At 76.1% G+C, this 17,034-nt stretch carries 16 protein-coding genes and 1 pseudogene; 5 read left to right on the forward strand and 12 right to left on the reverse strand.

Annotated features, from left to right (window positions below; genetic code table 11):
• Positions 1 to 196: 196 nt before the first annotated feature.
• On the reverse strand, positions 197 to 352 hold the full coding sequence (locus tag WIS52_RS12940) for a hypothetical protein (protein ID WP_349298458.1): 156 nt from the start codon (positions 350 to 352) through the stop codon (positions 197 to 199).
• A 122-nt stretch (positions 353 to 474) separates the two neighbouring features.
• Entirely contained in the window at positions 475 to 1,674 is a 1,200-nt protein-coding gene (locus WIS52_RS12945; protein WP_349298459.1) for an ROK family transcriptional regulator, read from the reverse strand.
• Positions 1,675 to 1,728: 54 nt separating this feature from the next.
• Between WIS52_RS12945 and WIS52_RS12950 the strand changes: the two genes are divergently transcribed.
• A complete protein-coding gene (locus WIS52_RS12950; RefSeq protein ID WP_349298460.1) occupies positions 1,729 to 2,985 on the forward strand; it encodes an MFS transporter in 1,257 nt (418 codons plus the stop codon).
• 165 nt (positions 2,986 to 3,150) lie between these two features.
• On the opposite strand, the gene WIS52_RS12955 is transcribed toward WIS52_RS12950, so the two are convergent.
• The 6 genes and pseudogenes from WIS52_RS12955 to WIS52_RS12980 form a co-directional block, all read right to left on the reverse strand.
• The gene (locus WIS52_RS12955; protein ID WP_349298461.1) at positions 3,151 to 3,570 is read right to left on the reverse strand and encodes a hypothetical protein; all 420 of its coding nucleotides are present in this window, start codon (positions 3,568 to 3,570) and stop codon (positions 3,151 to 3,153) included.
• The gene (locus WIS52_RS12960; RefSeq protein ID WP_349298903.1) at positions 3,563 to 4,135 is read right to left on the reverse strand and encodes a multicopper oxidase domain-containing protein; all 573 of its coding nucleotides are present in this window, start codon (positions 4,133 to 4,135) and stop codon (positions 3,563 to 3,565) included. The genes WIS52_RS12955 and WIS52_RS12960 overlap by 8 nt, the downstream gene beginning before the upstream one ends.
• Positions 4,136 to 4,631: 496 nt before the next feature.
• Positions 4,632 to 5,105 (reverse strand): annotated as a pseudogene (locus tag WIS52_RS12965) (multicopper oxidase domain-containing protein); the annotation flags it as partial.
• 220 nt (positions 5,106 to 5,325) lie between these two features.
• Positions 5,326 to 5,997, reverse strand: coding sequence for a response regulator transcription factor (locus WIS52_RS12970; RefSeq protein ID WP_349298462.1), 672 nt, complete (start codon positions 5,995 to 5,997; stop codon positions 5,326 to 5,328).
• Entirely contained in the window at positions 5,994 to 7,289 is a 1,296-nt protein-coding gene (locus WIS52_RS12975; RefSeq protein WP_349298463.1) for a sensor histidine kinase, read from the reverse strand. The genes WIS52_RS12970 and WIS52_RS12975 overlap by 4 nt, the downstream gene beginning before the upstream one ends.
• 35 nt (positions 7,290 to 7,324) lie before the next feature.
• Positions 7,325 to 8,128, reverse strand: coding sequence for a TrmH family RNA methyltransferase (locus WIS52_RS12980; RefSeq protein ID WP_349298464.1), 804 nt, complete (start codon positions 8,126 to 8,128; stop codon positions 7,325 to 7,327).
• 117 nt (positions 8,129 to 8,245) lie between these two features.
• Here WIS52_RS12980 and WIS52_RS12985 point away from each other — a divergent pair, with 117 nt between their 5' ends.
• A complete protein-coding gene (locus tag WIS52_RS12985; protein ID WP_349298465.1) occupies positions 8,246 to 9,070 on the forward strand; it encodes a crotonase/enoyl-CoA hydratase family protein in 825 nt (274 codons plus the stop codon).
• Between the two features lie 9 nt (positions 9,071 to 9,079).
• Here WIS52_RS12985 and WIS52_RS12990 read toward each other — a convergent pair whose 3' ends face one another.
• From WIS52_RS12990 to WIS52_RS13000, 3 genes are all read right to left on the reverse strand, one after another.
• On the reverse strand, positions 9,080 to 9,904 hold the full coding sequence (locus WIS52_RS12990; protein WP_349298466.1) for an SAM-dependent methyltransferase: 825 nt from the start codon (positions 9,902 to 9,904) through the stop codon (positions 9,080 to 9,082).
• 141 nt (positions 9,905 to 10,045) lie between these two features.
• Positions 10,046 to 10,726, reverse strand: a complete 681-nt coding sequence (locus WIS52_RS12995; RefSeq protein ID WP_349298467.1) for a hypothetical protein — start codon at positions 10,724 to 10,726, stop codon at positions 10,046 to 10,048.
• Positions 10,727 to 10,966: 240 nt separating this feature from the next.
• Positions 10,967 to 11,806 (reverse strand): SigB/SigF/SigG family RNA polymerase sigma factor, encoded by an 840-nt coding sequence (locus WIS52_RS13000; protein ID WP_349298468.1) that lies wholly within the window; start codon positions 11,804 to 11,806, stop codon positions 10,967 to 10,969.
• A gap of 155 nt (positions 11,807 to 11,961) precedes the next feature.
• On the opposite strand from WIS52_RS13000, the gene WIS52_RS13005 reads away from it, so the two are divergent.
• Positions 11,962 to 12,402 carry an ATP-binding protein gene (locus WIS52_RS13005; RefSeq protein WP_349298469.1) on the forward strand — a complete coding sequence of 147 codons (441 nt, stop codon included), beginning with the start codon at positions 11,962 to 11,964 and terminating at the stop codon, positions 12,400 to 12,402.
• A 10-nt stretch (positions 12,403 to 12,412) separates the two neighbouring features.
• Here WIS52_RS13005 and WIS52_RS13010 read toward each other — a convergent pair whose 3' ends face one another.
• Positions 12,413 to 13,519, reverse strand: a complete 1,107-nt coding sequence (locus tag WIS52_RS13010; RefSeq protein WP_349298470.1) for a winged helix DNA-binding domain-containing protein — start codon at positions 13,517 to 13,519, stop codon at positions 12,413 to 12,415.
• A gap of 163 nt (positions 13,520 to 13,682) precedes the next feature.
• On the opposite strand from WIS52_RS13010, the gene WIS52_RS13015 reads away from it, so the two are divergent.
• Complete coding sequence (locus WIS52_RS13015; protein WP_349298471.1) at positions 13,683 to 14,258, forward strand: DUF6790 family protein; 576 nt, start codon at positions 13,683 to 13,685, stop codon at positions 14,256 to 14,258.
• A gap of 75 nt (positions 14,259 to 14,333) precedes the next feature.
• Complete coding sequence (locus WIS52_RS13020) at positions 14,334 to 17,033, forward strand: helix-turn-helix transcriptional regulator (protein WP_349298472.1); 2,700 nt, start codon at positions 14,334 to 14,336, stop codon at positions 17,031 to 17,033.
• Position 17,034 lies beyond the last annotated feature (1 nt).

Genomic DNA, 17,034 nt, shown 5'->3' on the forward strand with positions numbered 1-17,034 from the left:
TTGGTCAGCTCGACGACCCGGGCGAGCTCGCCGGACAGGCCGGCGGACGGGGCGGGCGCGGCCGGCCGGGGACCCGTCGTGGACCGGTCGTCGGCGGGGGGCCCCCCCCCCCCCCCCCCCCCCCCCCTCTCGACACCCGGCCGGCCGGTCGCGTCAGAGCCGGCGGATCATCGCCCCGCCGGCGCTACCGGCCTGGTCAGAACCAGACTTTCCGTCCTCCGACCGGACGCCCGATGCGCCCCAGGACCAGCAGCACGAGACCGACGACGATCAGGATGCCGCCGATCGTGTACAGAATGTTGATGCCGGCCAGCCAGCCGATGAGCAGCAGGATCAGTCCGAGAATGATCATGATTGAATCTCCCCTCCACGAATGTGGGAGGAAAGTACCGCCGAGTCGATCGCGGCGCAGCGTGTGGAACGATTCTGAACGCCCGATCGTGACATTCATCGGGATATGACCGTTGCGGCGTGTCAGGTTCGCGTCGCGGCGTCGCGGGCCGCCAGACCGGCCGGCGACGTGGCGTGGTCGAGGGCGATCGCCGCGGCGCCCCGCAGGACGCCGTCGGCGCCGTGCTCGTCGTCCCGCACCGGCGGCGGCACGGCACGGCGGAACGCCATCAGCCCGGCGTCGCAGGCGTGCGCGAAGCCCTCCGGCGCACTCGCACGCAGGGCGGGCCCGAGCCCGGCGAGCACGACGACCTCCGGGTCGTGCGCGTTGACCAGGCCGGCGACCCCGCGTGCCAGCGCGGCCGCGGCGGAGGCGACGGCGCCGGCCGCGGCGGTGTCGCCCCCGGCGGCCCGGTCCAGGACGTCCCGGGCGTGCGTGTACGGGTCGTCGGGCTCCGGCTCGCCGAGCATCCGGGCCAGCGCCCGGCCGTCGACCGAGGTGGTCCAGCACCCGCGGGCCCCGCAGGCGCACTCCGCGTCCGGAGCTCCGAACGGGAGGTGCCCGAACTCACCGGCCGCGCCGCGGGACCCCGCCTGGGCCCGCCCGTGCAGCAGCAGCGCGCCGCCGATGCCGACCTCCACGGTCAGGAACAGCGCGGTACCGGCGCCGGCGGCGGCCCCGTCCCGGGCCTCGGCCACACCGGCCAGCGTCGCGTCGTTGCCGACCAGGACCGGCAGCCCCTGCCCGGACCCGATCCGGCGGACGTCCAGCGGGCTCCAGCCCTGCCCGCCGCCCTGCGCGAGATGCTCGTCGAGCACGGTGGCCGCGACCCCGATCCCGGCCGCGACGACCGGTCCCGGGTGTGCCGCGACCAGCTCGGCGACGACGGCGTCCAGCTCCCGCACGACGGCGTCCGGGTCCCGGCGGGCGTGCCGGCCGGCACGGACGGCGACCGGGACCCCGTCCAACCCGGCCACCCCGGCGCGCCAGCCCTCGAACCGGACGTCGAGGGCGACCACCACCGGCCCCCCGGGCGACGGGACGACGCGGGTGGTCGGCCGGCCCCGGCCCCCGCACGGCGCGCGCTCCTCGGCCACCCAGCCCAGCTCGCGCAGCCGGGCGGTGATCTCGGTGGCCGACCCGCTGGCCAGCCGCAGGGCCCTGGCCAGCTCGACCCGGGTCCGGCCGGGCTCACGACGGACCTCGGCGAGCAGCTCCGCGGTCGCCCGCCACCGGTCGGTCTCGGCCCGTCCGGGGGGCTCGTCGAGTGACGTGCCGGACATCGGCGCCGAGGGATTTGACACCTCCGACCTGCTGCTCATTATCCTCGCCTCACGATGAAAAAGTTCGCTGACCGACTCCCGCACTCTGCCACCCGCTCAGCGACGAGCTCGACCACCCACGAACGGACCACCCGCGGCCCCGGCCCGGCGCTCTTCGCGATGGCGCTCGGCGGGCTCGCCATCGGCACCACCGAGTTCGCCTCGATGGGGCTCCTCCCGGCCTTCGCCGCCGACCTCGGGGCGTCGGTCCCCGAGGCCGGCACGGCCATCAGCGCCTACGCGCTCGGCGTCGTCGTCGGCGCGCCGGCCCTGGCCGTGCTCGGCGCCCGCTGGCCGCGCAAGCGGCTGATCCTCGCCCTGGCCGCGGCCCTCGCACTCGCCAACCTCGCCTCGGCGTTCGCCCCGACCTTCGGCGCGTTCGTCGCGACCCGGTTCCTCGCCGGGCTACCGCACGGCGCCTACTTCGGCACCGCCTCGGTACTCGCGGCCTCACTGGTCCCGCGCGAGCGGCGACCCCGCGCGATCGCGACGGTGATGAGCGGCCTGATGATCGCCAACGTGGTCGGTGTCCCGGGCGCGACCTGGCTCGGCCAGTCCGCGGGATGGCCGGCCGCCTACGTCGCGGTCGCGGCGATCTCGCTGGTCACGATGGCCGCCGTCTGGTGGCTGGTGCCCGACGTCCGGTCCGAGCAGCGGGGCTCGATCGTCGGCGAGCTCTCGGCGCTGCGCCGCGGCCAGGTGTGGATCACGATGGCGGTGATCGCGACCGGGTTCGGCGGGTCGTTCGCCGTCTACAGCTACATCACCCCGGTGCTGACCGAGGTGTCCGGGCTGGCCGAGTCCGCGGTGCCGCTCGCGCTGGCCGTGTTCGGCATCGGCATGACGCTGGGCAACCAGGTCGGCGGCAGGCTCGCCGAGATCGCCCCGGTCCGGACGATCGCGGCCGGCCTCGGCTCGGCGACGGTGGCGATGGCGGTGTTCGCGCTGACGGCGGCGTCGGCGGTCACCGCGCTGGTCGCGCTGTTCGCGCTGGCCTTCACCACCACGGCGACGACGCCGGCGCTCGCCACCCGGCTGATGGACGCCGGACGGGAGGGCCCGACGCTGGGCGCGGCCCTGCACCACGCCGCGTTCAACGTCTCGAACGCGATCGGCGCGGCGCTGGGCGGCGTGGTGCTGGCCGCGGGGTGGGGCTGGACCGCACCGGCCGCGGTCGCGACCGTGCTGCCGCTGATGGGCCTGGCCGCGCTCGCCGTGGCCGTCCGGATGGAGCGCACCGAGCACCGCCGGGACCTGGCCCTCGCCGCCTGAGCGCCGGACCCGGGACCACCCCGCGCGGTGAGCCCCGGCCCGCCGACGCACCCCGTGCCTGGTCTCGCACCCCGGCGCCGGTCTCGCACCGACTACAGCCGGTGCGCCGTCCCCGTCCGGGGTGCGAGGTCCGCGACGACCCGGGATCCGCGCCGGGGGCGAGCGTCACCCGTGGCGGGCGGGGACCGACGCCTCGGCCACGCGGACCCGCCGGGCCGGGAGCAGCGCCCGCACCGTGACCGCGAGCTGGGCGGCGACGATCGTGACCCCGAGCGGGACGTGCACCGTCAGCAGCCCCAGGTGACCGATCGCCACCTGTGCGGTGTCGGCGACCACCAGCACGACGCTGACCACGATCGGCCAGACGGGCATCCGGCCCGGCCAGCTCGCCACGACGGCGAGGACCGCCTGCACCAGCGCGACCATGATCAGCGACCCGCCGAGCCCGCCGTGCCACTCCAGCGCCCCGACGGCGGCGTCGAGCAACCCGCCCGCCAGCCCGAGCTGGGCCAGCACCATCACCCCGTGCAGCACCGCCCACGCCCGGAACGGCGCCGCGGCCAGCACCCGCATCCCGTCAGCCACCGTGCGCTCCGTGGCCACCGTGCGCTCCGTGGCTGCCGTGCGCTCCGGCGGCGAGGGCGCGGGGCACGGACGACGGCGGTGTCCCCGGTGGCACGAGCACGAACTGGCCCATCATCCCCTGGTCCTCGTGGTACAGCAGGTGGCAGTGGTACATGAACGGCGTCGCCGGGTCGGCGTGCCTGCCGAACCGCAGCACGACCCGGACCGTGGTCCGCGGCGGGACGTACACGGTGTCGGACCAGACCCGCTCGGCCACCGGCACCGCCCGGCCGGCCGCCTCGACGACCTGACCGCGGGCGTCGTGCACGTGCAGGTTGTGCGGCCGGGGAGTGCACGTTGACCAGCTCCCAGATCTCGGTCGCCCCGGCCTCGACGACCTCGTCGACCCGGCCCATGTCCATCTCCCGGCCGTTGATCCGGTTGTTGACCAGCTCGAACCGCCGGGTGGCGGTCGCCGCCGCGGGGTCCGGCCCCGGCTCGTGCGGGAGCTCCGCGGGCAGCGGCGGCGCGGGCTCGAGGTCGGCGGCCGGGCGGATCTCGAGCACGTCGAGCGTGTCGTGGGCACCGATGGTGCGCTCGGTACCGGAGACCGCGCCGAGGTCCTGCGGGAGCGAGCGCAGCGTCACCGGTGTGCCGGGGTCGAGGTCGAGCAGCACCTCGGCCCGCTCTCCCGGCGTGAGCTGCACGCCGGGCACCGCCCTGGGCGCGGCGAGCAGCCCGGTGTCCCCCGCGACGAGGACCAGCGGACGCTCGTCGGAACGGGCGAAGCGGTAGCTGCGGGTCGGCGAGGCGTTGACCAGCCGCAGCCGGATCCGCGCCGTGGCCACGTCGAGGTACGGACGGACGGTGCCGTTGACCAGCAGGGTGTCCCCGACCAGGCCGTGCGCGGCACGGCGGGACCCGTCGAACCCGCCGTCGGCGGTGAAGGAACGGTCGGTGACGACGACGGGGACGTCGTCGACGCCGTACCGGTGCGGCAGCCCGGTCGTCGCCGGTCCGCCGGGGTCGTCGACGAGGAACAGGCCGTGCAGCCCGCGGTGCACGTGCCGCTCGGTGGCGCCGTGCGGGTGCGGGTGGTACCAGAGCGTGGCGGCCGGCTGCTCGATCGTCCACTCCGGACTCCAGGTGGCTCCCGGCACGATCGGGGAGTGCGGGCCGCCGTCGTGCACGGCGGGCAGCCGCATCCCGTGCCAGTGCGTGGTGCTGGTCTCCGGCAGCCGGTTGGTGACGTGCACCCGGACCCGCTCGCCGCGGACGGCGCGGATCGTGGGCCCGCCGAACGGGAGGCCGTAACCCCAGGTGGGCGTGTGCGTCCCGGGCAGGAAGGTGCTCGTCCCCGGGGCGGCGGTCAGGGTGAACACCCGCACCCCGGCGTCCGACACCGACGGTGCGAGCGGCGGGATCGCCAGCGACCGGGACGGCGCCGGCGGACGCGGTGCCGACGCCGGGACACCCGCGCACCCGCCGAGCAGCACCCCGCCCGTCGTGGCCGCGGCGGCGGCCAGGAAGCCGCGCCGGGTGAGCGTTCGGATCATGGGTAGCAGCGTCGCCGGGACCCCGGTGCCGGCGCGTCCCCACGATGACGTCACCCGCCGCTACGCGCGCCGACGTATCCCCCCGGGCACCGCATCGGGGTCCGGCCGCCGCACTCCCGGGGTCCGCCGCGCCGCCGTGACGACCACGCACCCCGTCGCACGACGTCGCACCGGCTGAAGTCGGTGCGGGATCCGCGCCGGGGTGCGGGATCCGCCGGGGTCAGGGGTACCGGGCCGGGACCAGGCCGGTCTCGTGGGCCAGCACCACCAGCTGCACCCGGTCCCGGGCGTCCAGTTTGGTCAGCAGCCGCCCGACGTGCGTGCGCGCCGTGGCCGGGCTGATCACCAGCTCGGACGCGATCTCACCGTTGGTGTACCCGCGCCCGACGAGGCCGAGCACCTCCCGCTCGCGCGCCGTCAGCACCGCCAGCCGGGCGTGCGCGGGGCCGGGCGGGACGGGCGGGCGGCGGGCGAACTCGGTGATCAACCGGCGGGTCACCGACGGTGCGAGCAGCGCCTCCCCGGCGTGTACGAGGTCGATCGCGCGCAGCAGCGACGCCGGGTCGGTGTCCTTGAGCAGGAAGCCGCTCGCCCCGGACCGCAGCGCCCGGTAGACGTACTCGTCGAGGTCGAAGGTGGTCAGCACGATCACCCGGGTGCCGGACAGCGCCGGGTCGGCGGTGATCGCCTCGAGCGCGTCGAGGCCGTCGGTACCGGGCATCCGGACGTCCATCAGCACGATGTCCGGCCGGTGTTCCCGGACCTGCCGGACGGCGTCGTCGCCGTCGCCGGCCTCCCCGGCCACCGCGTAGCCGTCCTCGGTCTCCAGCAGCACCCGCAGCCCGGTCCGGATCAGCGGCTGGTCGTCGACCAGCAGCACCCGCACGCTCACACCACACCCCCTCGACGCAGACGCTCACCGGACCCGGCCACGCTCGTGCGATCGCGTGAGCGTCGCGCGGAATCGTGCGCGTCCACGGGGAGATCGGGGGTGGTGGGGGTGGTCGCGTGGGGTGGGAGGGTGGCGGTGACCGTCCAGCCGGTGGTGCCGGGGCCGGCGGTGAGGTGACCGCCGAGGGCCAGGGTGCGTTCGGCGATCCCCCGCAGACCCTGGCCGTCCGGTCGGCCCCGCGTGCCGTCCCGCGGCGCCCCGGGGGAGGCCGGGGCCCGATCGCCGGCGCATGCGCCCGGTCCGTCGTCCGGCTCCCCCACCGGGGAGCGGCGCCGGCCGGGAGAGCCGTCGTCGGCCACCCGGATCCGCAGCAGGCCGCCGTCGCGGGCGAACGACACCGCCACCGCGGCGGCCCCGGGCGCGTGCCGGACGGTGTTGGTCACCGCCTCCCGGACGATCCCGAACGCGGTCCGGCCCACCTCCGGCGACAGCTCCCCGGCCGCGCCGGAGACGGTCACCTCGACGCCCGCGGCGCGCGCGGCCCGGACGACCTCGTCGAGCCGATCGATCCCCCCACCGGGGACCGGGTCGGGGTCCTCCGGAGACCGCAGCAGCGCCAGGGTGCCGCGCAGCTCGCGCAGGGCGTCGGTGCCGGCGTCCCGGATCCGCTCCAGCGCGGCCACCGCCTCCTCCGGCCGGCGCGCGGCGACGTGCGCCCCGACCCCGGCCTGCACCACGATCATCGACAGGCTGTGCGAGACGACGTCGTGCACGTCCCGGGCGATCCGCAGCCGCTCCTGCTCCACGCGGCGCGCCAGCCGTTCCTCGGCGCGCTCGGCGGACACCTCGGCCGACCGGCGCAGCGCCCCGACCGCCACCCCGGAGGCGACGGTGGCGACGATCCACGACCAGTGGTCCAGGTAGGACAGACCGTCCCGTTGCGCCGTGATCAGTGCCTCCGACCCGGTCCAGGCCACGACCACCGCGAGCCCGGCCACCACGGCCCGGCGCCACGAGACCCGGCTCGCCACCGTGTACACGGCCACGGCCACCAGCAGCGCGGCGGGGCCGTCCGGATGACCGAGCCAGTAGTAGAGGGCGGTGGGGACCATCACCGCGGCCAGCACCGGCACCGGATACCGCGACCGCCAGCACAGCAGCACCGCCGCGACACCGATCAGTGCCACACCCCACGGCAGCAGCGGGCGCGCGGCCGGGTCGGCGAGCAGCGCCCCCACGACCGCGGCCGCGGCCACCGCGAGGGCGACGAGGACGTCGCGCGGGTTCGGCATCGCTGCAGGCTACGCAGCGCGGCGGGGCCGGGGCGTCATCCCGCCGACGTACGCGAGCGCTGCCGGGTCGCCTCGTAGAGCGTCACCGCGGCGGCGATCGAGGCGTTCAGCGAGTTGACCGTGCCCCGCATCGGGATGACGACGGTCTCGTCGGCGGCGCCCAGCCACAGGCCGGTGACGCCGGTCGCCTCGGTCCCGATCACCACGGCGGTCGGGCCGGTCAGGTCGGCCCGGCCCAGCTCCGTCGTCCCGTCCGGGGTGGTGACGACGATCCGCACCCCGCGGGCCCGCAACCAGTCGCGCACCTGCGCCGACGACGCCGAGGCCACCGGCACCGCGAACACGGTGCCCTTCGAGGCGCGGACGACGTTCGGGTTGGCGAAGTCGGTGCCCGCCCGGTCCGCGGTCGCGGTGACCACGGCGTCCACCCCGCAGGCCTCGGCGGTGCGCAGCATCGCGCCGACGTTGCCGGGCTTCTCGACGCCCTCGGCGACCAGCACCAGCGCGTCCGGGCGCAGCTCCAGTACCTCGAGCGGCCGCCCCGGCGCGGGCGCGACGGCCAGCCAGCCGTCCGGCGACTCGCGGTAGGCGATCCGGGCGAACACGTCCCGGCTCACCGACGTCACCCGGGCCCCCGGCATCCGGTCCAGCAGCGCGGGGTCGCGCGCCAGGTCGGGCGCCCAGTACACCTCGGTGACCGCGACGCCGGCGTCGAGGGCCAGCGACAGCTCGTCGTGTCCCTCGATCACCGTGACCCCGGCGGCGTCCCGGTGCCGCCGGGTGCGCAGCCGGACCAGTGCCTTGACGCGGGGGTTGGCGGTGCTGGTCAGGTCGGGCATCCGGCGAGGGTAGGACGACGGCTGGTCCGCCCGGTCCGCCGGTGTCGCCATCCGCGGTTACCGCGCGGTAACCTCCGGCGCGGGAGACCGGCGGACGACCCGAGGGAGTGCACGCGGATGAGCCAGGACAGCGCGGTCGAGGACATCGTCGTCGAGGTGACCGGCGGGGTCGCCCGGGTGCGGCTGAACCGCCCGGCGGCGGCGAACGCGCTGCACGAGCCGATGTGGTTCGCGCTGCGCGACACGATGCGCGCCCTGGACGCCGACCCGGCCGTCCGGGTGGTCGTGATCAGCGGCAACGGCCGGCACTTCTGTTCCGGGATCGACGTCTCGATGCTCGCCGGGCTCGAGGCGACCGCCGCCGACCCCTCCCCCGGGCACGGCGCGGACCGGCTGCGCCGCACGATTCTCGACCTGCAGGACTGCCTGACCGCCGTCGAGCGCTGCCGGGTGCCGGTGATCGCCGCGGTGCAGGGGGCGTGCGTCGGCGCGGGCCTGGACCTCGCGGTGGCCTGCGACCTGCGCCACGCCACCGCCGACGCGTCGTTCGTGCTGAAGGAGGTCGACATGGGCCTGGCCGCCGACGTCGGCGTGCTGCAGCGGCTGCCGCGGATCGTCGGCGAGGGCGTCGCCCGGGAGCTGGCCTACACCTGCCGCCCGGTGTCCGGGAACGAGGCGGCGTCGCTGCGGCTGGTCAACGGGGTGCACCCGGACGCGGACGCACTCGAGGCCGCGGTGTCCGGGCTCGCCGCCGATCTCGCGGCGAAGTCACCGCTGGCGTTGCGGGGCACCAAGCACGCGATCACCTACGCCCGCGACCACTCGGTCGCCGACGGCCTGGAGCAGATCGCGACGTGGAACGCCGGTGCGCTGATCTCGGCAGACCTGCGCGAGGCCGTCGCGGCGTTCACCGAGAAGCGACCGGCCGTCCACCGCGACTAGCGCCCCGTCCTACGAGGACGAGGGCCGGATCCGCCCGACGAGCGCGTACATCCCGACCTCACGTCCGGGTTCGGCCGGGTCGTCGGGCCGCCAGCGGGTGACGTCGACCAGACCGGGCTCGATCAGGTCCAGCCGCGCGGTCAGCCGGCGCAGCGTGTCCCGGTCGCGGGAGGTCGCGGGCTGCGCGGACTCCTTCGTGAACCGTTCCAGCATCGCCATCTCCTCGCCGACGGCCGGGTCGTCCTGGTCAGTGCTGCCGTGCGAGATCACCAGCATGCTGCCCGGCCCGACGGCGTCGCAGTAGCGCGCGAGGAGCGCGGCCAGCAGGTCGTCGTCGGGCACGAAGTGCAGCACCGACGCCGCCAGCACCGCGGTCGGCTGCTGCGGGTCGAGCAGGCCGGCGACGCCGGGGGCGGCCAGCACCGCCTCCGGGTCGCACAGGTCGGCGGCGGTGATCGTGGCGCCCTCGACGCCGTCGAGCACCGAACGCGAGATCGACACCGCGACCGGTTCGATGTCGACGTAGGCGACCCGGGCGGCCGGGTCGTGGCGGTGCGCGATGGTGTGGACCGGCTCCGCGGTCGGGATGCCGGAACCGAGGTCGAGGAACTGCCGGCAGCCCAGTTCCAGACACGCTCGGACCGCGCGGTGCACGAACGAGCGGTTGGCGACCGCGGCGTCCCGGGCTCCGGGCAGCGCCTCCAGGATGCGGGCGGCGAAGGCGCGGTCGGCGGCGAAGTTGTGCGCTCCCCCGAGCATGTGGTCGTAGACCCGCGCGGGATTGGGGAGCGTCAGGTCCGGCTCGCAGGCCGGATCGGGAGCGGCGCCGTTCATGGCGTCACCCTCTCGCCCACCCCCTTTGCCGTGCAACCGTTCCACCACGCACACGACGACGGCGCCGCACCCCGTGCCGCCCGCCGCGGCGAACGCGGTGCGGCGGCGGAGGATGCGGCGCCGGGCCGTGGAGCGGTGGGATCAGGTGCGGACGCCGTCGGTGTGGTGCACCTCGACCGGCTGGTCGGCGGTCGCCTTGTGCTCGACGGCGTCGGCGATCCGCGCGGCCTGCTCCTCGGCCTCGCGGCGGCGCGCGGCCTGCTGCTCCGGGCTGGTCTCCGGGGTGCCGACCCCGCTGCCCGGGCGGCCCGCGACGACCTGCTTCTTCGCGAGCTTCGCGGCCTTGCGCTCGGCCTTCTCCGCCCGGTCGCGGGTGGCGACCTTCTCCTGGCGGGCGGCCTTGGCGTCCTTGGCCGCCTTCTTCTCGGCCTTCGCCGCCTTCTTCTGCTGCTTCCGCAGCTTCTCGGCCTCGACCTCGGCCTTCTTCTCCGCCTTGCGGGCGGCGCGGACGGCCTGCTCGGCCTCCTTCTCCTCGGCCTTGCGGGACTTCTTCTTCGAGTCCTTCGAGCCCGTGGAGTTCTTGGCGTTCTTCGAGTTCTTGGCGTTCTTCGAGTTCGTGGCGTCCTTCACGGACGTCGACCCCTTCCCGGCACCCTCGACGCTCTCGACGCCGGCGGCGCGCTCCACCCGCTGGGCGGCCTTCTCGGCGCGGTCGGCAGCGTCCTCGATCCGGGCGGCGGCGGCGTCGAGCACCTGCACGGCGGCTCCCCGGCCGGTCGCGGCCCCTGCCGCGGTCGCGGAGGCCTTCTTCTTGGTGGCCATGTACGGCCCTCCCCTTCTTCGCCCGGACCCGGCGCGCCGGTGCACCGGCCGAGCCCGGGAACGAGATCCCGGCCCCGGCCGGATCGGCGACGGCCCGATGTCCGCGCGGAACATGTCGACGTGGCACCGCCGGACGCCCGGTGAACGGACGGTGACGAGTGCGGAACACGGGAGGGTTCCCCGTCCGCCGATCGCGAAACGCCGCACACGTCACGTGTCCGGAGTGGACTCGCCGAGGGGTCAGCAGGCGTCCGAGGAGACACCGGACGGATCGGCCCGGCCGGCGCCGCCGCCGTCGGCGAGGTCCTCGCGCAGCGCACCGAGGGTGCGGGTCAGCAGCCGGGACACGTGCATCTGGGACAGCCCCACCTGGGTGGCGATCTGGGTCTGGGTCTGGTTGCCGAAGAAGCGCAGCATCAGGATGGTGCGTTCGCGCTCGGGCAGCCGGCGCAGCGCGGGGCGCAGCGACTCCCGCGCCTCGACGGCGTCGAGCCCGGCGTCGATGCCGCCGACGATCTCGCCGAGGGTGCTGTCGCTCTCGCCGACCATCTGGTCCAGCGAGTCGGACCGGTAGGACTCCTGCGCCTGCAGTCCCTCGATGACCTCGTCGCGGGTGATCCCGAGGTGCTCGGCCAGCTCGGAGACCCGCGGCGCGCGACCGAGCCGGGACGACAGCTCCTCCTGGGCCCGGGTCATCCGGGACTGGATGTCCTTCAGCCGTCGCGGCACCCGCATCGACCAGGTCCGGTCACGGAAGTAGCGGCGGACCTCCCCGGTGATCGTCGGGACGGCGTAGGCCAGGAACGGGATGCCGTGTGCGGGGTCGTACCGGTCGAGCGCGTTCAGCAGCCCGATCGCGCCGACCTGCTCCAGGTCGTCGACGGGCTCGCCACGGTGCCGGTAGCGGCCCGCGATGTGCCGCACGACGGGCGCGAACCCGGCCGCGAGCTCGTCGCGCAGCCGCGCCCGCTCCGGATCGTCCGGGTCGGTGGCGGCGAAATCGCGCAACGGCGCGTCGAGGTGCGCGTACTCGTCGCCCGCCCCCGGGTCCTCCCCGGTGTCGCGCGTCACCTCAGGCATGCCGCCACCCGGGCGGACGATGATCGACTCTCATCGCCTCCGACGGTAGGCCCACGTCTGCGCACCCGCATGTCGAACGGCACCGTAGGGGCGGAATCACGCATCGGTGTCACTCGGAATGAGTCGGGAACCGCCCGACGGGGTATCACCTGCGCATGTCCTCGCACCTTCACGTCGAGCTGCCCGCCGAACCGGGCGCAGCCGGGCGGTCCCGCCGGGAGACCGTGCGGTGGCTCGCCGCGCTCTGCGGGGGCGACGTCCCGTGCGCGACGGCCGACGACCTGGTGATCGCGGTCAACGAAGCGGTGTCGAACAGCATCGAGCACGCCTACGCCGCCCACCGGCCCGGCACCGTCACGCTGCACGCGGAGGTCGAGGGAGCCGGCGGCCCGGGGTGCACCAGCGTGCGGGTGCGGATGGTCGTCTCGGACCGCGGGGCCTGGCGCGAACCGCGCGCGGACAACGGGTTCCGTGGGCGCGGCCTCGGCATGATCCGGGCCTGTGCCGAGGACGTCACCGTCGAGCCTGGACCGGACGGCACGACCGTCACGTTCCACCGCACGCTGGGCGGCTGCCCGCTGGCCCGGGCCTCCTGAGCCGGAGACCTCAGCGCGGGGAGGCCGCGACCCGGACCCGCCGGCGCGCCCCGCCGGACAGGAAGGCGGCGAGCTCCCGCCCCTCCTCGGCGACGGCGGTCCGGTCGGCCCGGGTGAACCGGCGCAGCGGGTGGACGACCACGGTGCCGTCCTCGACGGTCCAGGTCGCACCGACCCGGCCGCCGAGCAGGACCGCACGTTCGCCCGCGACGGACAGGCCGCGGTGCGCGTCGTCGACGATCCGGCTGCGGTCGTCGTAGCCGAGGATCGCGTTGTCGAAGGCGGGCAGGAACCGGACCGGCGCCGGGGTGTCGGGGTCCGGCCGCGGTGCGTCGGGCAGGTCCAGCAGTTCGCGGTCGCGGTCGTCGGTGAACGCGACCAGCTCGTCACGGACGGCCGCCACCGCGGCGGGCAGCCCGGCGAGACCGCACCAGGCGCGCAGGTCGGCGGTGGCCGCCGGGCCGAACGCGGCCAGGTAGCGGCGGACGAGCTCGCGCCCGGCGGTATCGTCGCCGTCTGCGGCGACCGGGTCCGCCGGCCGTCCCAGCCACGACGCCAGCGGGACGTGCCGGGCACCGCCGGTCCGGCCCCACAGTCCGCGTGGCGGGATCTGGACCATCGGGACCAGTGCGGCGACGACCGCCTCGCCCAGCGCACGCGGACCGGGGTCGGGCCACCGCGCGGCGAGCGCGCGGCCGACCTCCGGCATCGTGCGGGGCTCGCCGTCGTCGGTCAGGGCCACGCCGGCCTCGGCGAGTGCACCGAGGTCGACGCCGTCGAGCTCCCGCCGGTAGACACCGGTCACCCGCTGCCGGAGCATCGCGCCGTGCCGGCCGCGCCAGGCCAGCGCGTCGCCCGCGGTGAGGAGGTGGACGGTGCGGCGCATCAGGTGCGTGCGCACCACCCGGCGTCCGGTCAGCAGCCCGGACAGCTCCTCCGGGTCGAACCCGCGCAGCCGCGACCACAGCCCGATGAAGGGTTCCTGCGGCTCCTGGGCCTGCAGCCCGCAGAGGTGCGCGACCGCGGCCTCGACCCCGGCGTCGGAGCGGTCGAGCAGGAGCTGACGGGCGAGGGAGGCGCGGCCCAGCGCGCGCTGCCCGAGCCGGGTCGGGGCCATCGGTGTCTCCGGAGGATCGGTGGTCGGTGGTGTCCGGAGATCCTCCCGCGGAACGCGGACGGGAACGGTCCGCGTTCCGCGGGGTACGCGGGTTGGCGGATGTTTAGACCCGACCGCGGTGTGACTGTCTCACAATGGATCGGTCGAATGCCCGGAGGCTCCCGTGATCGCCGCTGTCATCACCTCCGTGCTGGAGAACTTCACCGTCACGCTGTTCGTGGTCGGGCTGGTAGCGGCCGGTATCAGCATCGCCGTGCACCGCCGGGAGCGGACCGCGGCGACGGTCACCGGCGCGCTGCTCGACTGGTTCCTCTTCTTCAGCGTGGGCGTCAGCTTCGCCTACAACGCCGTGCTGCACAGCTTCTTCGGCGACTTCACCGCCTCGGTGATCGGCTGGCCGCAGAGCCCGTTCCAGCTCGAGGTCGCCTTCGCCAGCCTGGGCTTCGCGCTCGTCGGGTTCCTGGCGTTCCCGCGCCGGGCGCACATCGGGGTCAAGCTCGCCGCCGTCCTGGGCGTCACGCCGTTCCTGTGGGGTGCCGCGGGCGGGCACATCTACCAGCTCGTCGTCTTCGGCAACCACGCTCCGGGCAACTCCGGAGCGATCCTCTGGTCCGACCTCCTGCTGCCGGCGTTCGGCCTGATCGCGGTGTGGGCGCACCACTACACCACCACCCGGGTCGACCCGGTGGGCCGCCACGTGCGCACCCCCGCGGACCCGCGGGAGTCCGCGGTCAACTGACCACGCCGTTCCCGTCCGGGTGACGAGATGTCGACCACGACGCCGTGACCGGCGCGGACGCCTACCATCGCCGGGGTGGTCGCCGGTCCGTCGCGGGTGTGGTCGGGGGATCGCGTGCGGGCCGGGCAGGTGGCCGACCTGGTCGACCTCGTCGTCGCCGACGACCCCACCCGTCCGCGCGGGCTGATCCTGACCGGCGCCCCCGGTATCGGGAAGTCGACCACGCTGGAGGCCCTCGGACGCCGGCTGCTAGCCGGCGGGCGGGACACCCGCCGGGTCGGGACCGGCAGCGCCGCGCAGGTGCGGCCGTTCGCCGTCGTCACCGACCTGCTCGGCCTCGAGCCCGTGCATCCACCGCGGCCCGACAGCGGCGACCACATCGTCGCGGCCGCCGAACAGCTGTGCCGGGTGGCCCCGCTGGTGCTCTGCGTCGACGACGCCCACCGCTGCGACCCGGACTCGCTCGACGTGCTGGCGCGGCTGCACGACCTCACCGACGACCTGCCGCTCACGCTCGTCCTCGCACGGCGCGGCGTCGGGGACCGCACGGCGCTGTCCGCGCTGGGCCGGCGCCCGGGGATGTGCGAGATCGAGGTGCTCGGCCTGACCGGGAGCGCGGTCGACGAGCTCGTCCGCACCCGGTGCGGCGCACCACCGTCACCCGGCCTGCGCGCGCTGCTGCTCGGCGCGGACGGCAACCCGCTGCGCATCCGGGCCGTGCTCGACGACCTCGACCGCCGGGGCGCGCTGCAGGTGTGCGACGACGAGGTGCGCGCCGCCGACGGTGCCGTCACCGCCTCGGTGGAGGCCGGGCTGCGCGCCCAGCTCGCCTCCCTGGACGCACCGGCGCGCGACCTGGTCCGGATCCTCGCGGCCTGGGGCGGCCCGGCGGACGTCGCGACCCTGGCCGACGTGCAGGGCACCGGACCGGCCGCACCGATCGAGCCGGCACGGCTCGCCGTCGGCCTGGGCGTGCTGCGCTGGACCGCCGACGACCGCCTCGCGTTCTCCCACGACCTCTACCGCGACGTCGTGCTCGCCGACCTCGAGCCGCCGGTCGCGCGGGCGCTGCACGCGGCCTGCGCCGTGACGTCGCGACGGCAGGGCGCCGGGCCGCTCACCGTCGCCCGGCACACCGCCCGCGCGGCGGGCCCGGACGCGCCGGCCGCGCTGCTCGCCGCGGCGGCCGATCTGGAGCACGCCCCGTTGCACGCGGCGGACCTGCTCGCGGAGGCGGCCGGGCACGTCGACGACGACTCACCGCTGGCCGACGACGTCGCGGTCGAGCGGGCCGGCGCGCTGGCCATCACCGGCCAGGTCGAGGCCGCCGAGCGCGTCGCCCGCGAGCGGCTGGCCCGCTCCCGCACTCCCGGCGTGTGCACGGCGCTGCGCAGCATCGTGCTGTTCTGCCTGCTCAGCGACGCCCAGATCGACGCGGCACTGGACGAGATCGACCTCGGCCTCGCCCGGATCCGGAGCGGTCGGGCGCGGGCGGAGCTCGTCGATCTCCGCCGCTGGGTCCGGCTGCTCGGTGGCCGGGGAGTCGTGGAGGGGCCGCCCGCGCGGCCCGCGGAGACCGGCAGCGGGCTGATCAGCGACGCGATCGAGCTGTTCCTCACCGGCGACCCGGAACGTGGCCGGTGGCGCGCGACCGAGGCGACGCGGGTGCGGTCCCGGGACCGGTCGCGGCCCTGGCTGGACAGCCCGACCGCACCGGTCTGGCCCGCCTACCTCGCGCTGCACGCCGAGGGGCCGGTCCGCGCCCGGGAGCTGTCGCTGCGTACCCGGCGGGAGGCGCAGCAGACCGGCCGGCTCTGGCTGACGCCGTTCCACCAGTCGGTGTCCGCGGGGATCAACTTCCTGGCCGGGGCCTGGGACGACGCGCTGGCCGAGATCGTCTCCGCGCTGGAGGCCGCGGACGCCACCGGCACCGCGTGGACCTCGACGACGACCGCGACCCGGCTGCAGATCGCGGTGCACCGGGGCGAGCTGGACGAGGCGGCGACGATCCTGCGCCGCTGGCGCACCCGCGCCCTGCCCGAGCAGTTCGGGCTGCCGCACGTCACCCAGGCCGAGGTCGCGCTGCTCGAGGCCCGGGGCGAGCCGGAGCGGGCCGCCGAACTCGCCCGCCGGGCCTGGTGCGACGCCCTCGACAGCGGCCGCGTGATGTGGGCGCTGCTCGCCGGGCCGGACACGCTGCGGGTCGCGCGCGCCGCCGGGGACGCCGAGCTCGCCGCACGCGTCGTGCGCGACACCGCGGCCGTCCCGCTCGGCCGGGCCCGCGCCTCGGCACCGGCCGCCCGGCTGACCGCGGCGATGGCCGCCGGCGACCCCGACGAGGCCGCCGCGGCGGCCCGGGACTTCCACGGGTTCGGCCACGTGCCCGGCGCGACGGCGGGGTGGGAGGAGGCCGCCTGCCTGGCCGCCGCCCGCGGGGACGCCGCCACCGCCCGCGCACACGCCGAGCAGTGCGGCGCGCTCGCCGGCTCCGTCGGCGCGGTCACGGTCGAGCGGCGCCTCGCCGCCCGGCTCCGCGCGGCGGGCCTGCGCCAGGGCGTGCGCGGGAGCCGTCGGCGGCCCGCCTCGGGGTGGGAGAGCCTGACCCCGACCGAGCTGCGGATCGCCGAGCTCGTCGGGCAGGGGCTGACCAGCCCGCAGGTGGCCGCCCGGCTCTACATCTCGCCGCGCACGGTGCAGACCCACATCTCGCACATCCTGCGCAAGCTCGGGCTGCGGTCCCGGGTGGAGCTCGCCGCCCAGCTGTCACTGCGCTGAC

The sequence above is a fragment of the Pseudonocardia nematodicida genome, assembly GCF_040105385.1.
Classification (GTDB): domain Bacteria; phylum Actinomycetota; class Actinomycetes; order Mycobacteriales; family Pseudonocardiaceae; genus Pseudonocardia; species Pseudonocardia nematodicida.

Bases quoted from the DNA above. Each gene is read 5' to 3' on its own strand.
- WIS52_RS12980 (WP_349298464.1), bottom strand. From the start codon at position 8,128: ATGCCCGACCTGACCAGCACCGCCAACCCCCGCGTCAAGGCACTGGTC.
- WIS52_RS12985 (WP_349298465.1), top strand. From the start codon at position 8,246: ATGAGCCAGGACAGCGCGGTCGAGGACATCGTCGTCGAGGTGACCGGC.
- WIS52_RS12950 (WP_349298460.1), top strand. From the start codon at position 1,729: ATGAAAAAGTTCGCTGACCGACTCCCGCACTCTGCCACCCGCTCAGCG.
- WIS52_RS12990 (WP_349298466.1), bottom strand. From the start codon at position 9,904: ATGAACGGCGCCGCTCCCGATCCGGCCTGCGAGCCGGACCTGACGCTC.
- WIS52_RS13010 (WP_349298470.1), bottom strand. From the start codon at position 13,519: ATGGCCCCGACCCGGCTCGGGCAGCGCGCGCTGGGCCGCGCCTCCCTC.
- WIS52_RS12975 (WP_349298463.1), bottom strand. From the start codon at position 7,289: ATGCCGAACCCGCGCGACGTCCTCGTCGCCCTCGCGGTGGCCGCGGCC.
- WIS52_RS13000 (WP_349298468.1), bottom strand. From the start codon at position 11,806: ATGCCTGAGGTGACGCGCGACACCGGGGAGGACCCGGGGGCGGGCGAC.
- WIS52_RS13005 (WP_349298469.1), top strand. From the start codon at position 11,962: ATGTCCTCGCACCTTCACGTCGAGCTGCCCGCCGAACCGGGCGCAGCC.
- WIS52_RS12995 (WP_349298467.1), bottom strand. From the start codon at position 10,726: ATGGCCACCAAGAAGAAGGCCTCCGCGACCGCGGCAGGGGCCGCGACC.
- WIS52_RS12945 (WP_349298459.1), bottom strand. From the start codon at position 1,674: ATGTCCGGCACGTCACTCGACGAGCCCCCCGGACGGGCCGAGACCGAC.
- WIS52_RS12940 (WP_349298458.1), bottom strand. From the start codon at position 352: ATGATCATTCTCGGACTGATCCTGCTGCTCATCGGCTGGCTGGCCGGC.